Source organism: Oscillibacter sp. KLE 1728, assembly GCF_934833455.1.
Taxonomy (GTDB): domain Bacteria; phylum Bacillota; class Clostridia; order Oscillospirales; family Oscillospiraceae; genus Oscillibacter; species Oscillibacter welbionis.
On sequence record NZ_CAKVVF010000105.1, the window covers coordinates 3,911 to 6,367 of the forward strand.

The following is a 2,457-nucleotide window of genomic DNA, read 5'->3' on the forward strand; positions in this document are numbered from 1 at the left end:
AGAAATTTACGAATGGCTCTACGACGAGTACGCAGAGGCGGCGCTGTGCCAGGAGCCGCTCTTCCAGGACCATGTGCTGGAGGAGGTGCTGGCCGCCGCGCCGGAGGACATCCGCCTCGGCCTGTTCGACCAGGTGGCGGGCCTGCGTCTCCAATGGTGTACCGCGGCCTTTGCCAGAGGCCTCCAGCTGGGCCTGGCCCTGGGAGTGGAGCAGGGGCAGGCGCCGCACTACCGCTCCAGATAGATCATCAGCGCCGTCACGTCGGCAGGGCTGACGCCGGAGATCCGGGAGGCCTGCCCCAGGTCCGCCGGGCGGACGGCGTTCAGCTTTTCACGGGCCTCCAGCCGCAGCCCCTGGATGGAGGAATAGTCCAGATCCGGCGGCAGGCGCCGCCGCTCCATTTTTTGGAAGTCCTCCACCTGTTTCTGCTGGCGCTGGATGTACCCCTCGTACTTCACGCTGATCTCCACCTGCTCCGCCACGTCTGCCGGCAGGTCCGGCCGGTCCGGGTCGAAGGGGGCCAGGTCCGCGTAGGTGAGCTGGGGCCGCCGCAGCAGGGCGACCAGGGGACAGCCGTCCGGGGCGTCCGCCGTGCCCTTTTCCGCCAGAAAGGAGGCCAGGGCGGGGGAGGGGGAGACGCCGGTGTGGGTCAGCCGGGCGATCTCCCGGGCCACGGCGTCGTACTTTGCCTCCACGGCCCGCAGCCGCGCCTCCGGCACCAGGCCGATGTCGTACCCCCGGCGGGTCAGCCGCTGGTCGGCGTTGTCCTGCCGGAGGAGCAGGCGGTATTCGCTGCGGGAGGTCATCATCCGGTAGGGCTCGTTGGTGCCCTTGGTGACGAGATCGTCGATGAGGGTGCCGATGTAGCTCTCCGACCGGGAGAGGATGAAATCGCACTCGCCCCGCAGCTTCCGCACGGCGTTGACCCCGGCCGCAAAGCCCTGGACCGCCGCCTCCTCGTACCCGGAAGAACCGTTGAACTGCCCGGCACCGTATAGGCCCGGCACAGCCTTGCACTCCAGGGTGGGCCGCAGGGCCAGGGGGTCGATGCAGTCGTATTCGATGGCGTAGGCAGGCCGGGTCATCACGGCATGGCGCAGGCCCGGCACGCTGCGGAGCATCCGGATCTGCACCTCCTCCGGCATGGAGGAGGAGAAGCCCTGGATGTACAATTCTTCAGTGTTGAGGCCCATGGGCTCCACAAACAGCTGGTGGCGGAGCTTGTCCGGGAACCGGACCACCTTGGTCTCAAAGGAGGGGCAGTAGCGGGGGCCCACCCCCTCGATGACGCCGGAGTACATGGGCGCCCGGTCCAGATTCTCCCGGACGATCCGGAGCGTCTCCTCCGTGGTCCAGGTGAGCCAGCAGACCGCCCGATTCTCCGGCGGGGATTGGGTGCCGTATGAAAAGGGGACCGGCAAGGCATCGCCGGGCTGGAGCTCCATCTCGTCAAAGTCCACGCTCCTGGCGTTGACCCGGGGCGGGGTGCCGGTCTTGAACCGCCGCAGGGGCAGGCCCAGCTTCAGCAGGGAGTCCGTCAGCCGTCCGGCGGCGTGCATCCCGTCGGGGCCGGATTCCTCCACGCACTCGCCCACGATGGTGCGGCCCGCCAGATATGTGCCGGTGGCCAGGATCACGGCCTTCACGGAGAACACCGCCCCGGTGGCCAGCACCACGGCGGAAACCGCGCCGTTCTCCGTGCGGACCTCCACCACCTCGCCCTGGCGGACCGTCAGATGGTCCTGCTGCTCCAGGGTGTGCTTCATGTACTCCTGATAATGCCGCCGGTCCGCCTGGGCCCGGAGGGACCAGACGGCGGGGCCCTTTCCCTTGTTCAGCAGCCGGTACTGGATGCAGCACGCGTCGGCGGCCTTCGCCATCTCGCCCCCCAGGGCGTCCAGCTCCCGGACCAGATGGCCCTTGCCGGTGCCGCCGATGGCGGGGTTGCAGGGCATGTTGCCCACCGCATCCAGATTGATGGTGAAGACGATGGTCTCCATCCCCAGCCGGGCGGCGGCCAGCGCCGCCTCGATCCCGGCGTGGCCCGCGCCGATCACGGCGATATCAAATTGTCCGGCGAGGAATTCGGTCATAAGGTGGAAATCCTTTCATCGGTGTGCATGGGGATTGTCCGTGCGGCCCATCAGCCAGTCCACGGACACATCGTAGAAGTCCGCGATGTGGAGCAGCGCGTCATACCGGGGCTTGGCGCCCAGCTCCAGGTCCTGATAGCCCCGGGCGGACAGGCCGACCTCCTTGGCGACTTCTGCCTGGGTCAGCTTTTTCTCTTTACGAAGGACTCGAATTTTATCGGCAAACATATTGGACCTCCCGCAGTTCCTTTTTCAGCGATTCACAGCAGGGTTGTCCGTGCGGCCCATCAGCCAGTCTGCGGACACGCCGTAGAAGTCCGCGATGTGGAGCAGCGCGTCATACCGGGGCTTGGCGCCCAGCTC

Annotated in this window: 3 protein-coding genes; 1 reads left to right on the forward strand and 2 read right to left on the reverse strand. The window is 67.3% G+C overall.

Going from position 1 to position 2,457, the window contains the following annotated elements; genetic code table 11:
* The coding region (locus tag QVE23_RS10005; RefSeq protein ID WP_287968121.1) for a hypothetical protein at window positions 1–244 on the forward strand (244 nt) is incomplete at its 5' end.
* Here the strand turns inward: QVE23_RS10005 and mnmG are convergent.
* Together mnmG and QVE23_RS10015 are read right to left on the reverse strand one after the other, a co-directional pair.
* The gene (gene mnmG / locus QVE23_RS10010) at window positions 229–2,094 is read right to left on the reverse strand and encodes a tRNA uridine-5-carboxymethylaminomethyl(34) synthesis enzyme MnmG (RefSeq protein WP_287968123.1); all 1,866 of its coding nucleotides are present in this window, start codon (window positions 2,092–2,094) and stop codon (window positions 229–231) included. The genes QVE23_RS10005 and mnmG overlap by 16 nt on opposite strands.
* A 15-nt stretch (window positions 2,095–2,109) precedes the next feature.
* The gene (locus QVE23_RS10015; protein ID WP_021750804.1) at window positions 2,110–2,322 is read right to left on the reverse strand and encodes a helix-turn-helix domain-containing protein; all 213 of its coding nucleotides are present in this window, start codon (window positions 2,320–2,322) and stop codon (window positions 2,110–2,112) included.
* Window positions 2,323–2,457: the final 135 nt, after the last annotated feature.

Excerpts from the sequence above, each read along its gene's own strand:
- mnmG (WP_287968123.1), bottom strand. The coding sequence starts at position 2,094 with ATGACCGAATTCCTCGCCGGACAATTTGATATCGCCGTGATCGGCGCG.
- QVE23_RS10015 (WP_021750804.1), bottom strand. The coding sequence starts at position 2,322 with ATGTTTGCCGATAAAATTCGAGTCCTTCGTAAAGAGAAAAAGCTGACC.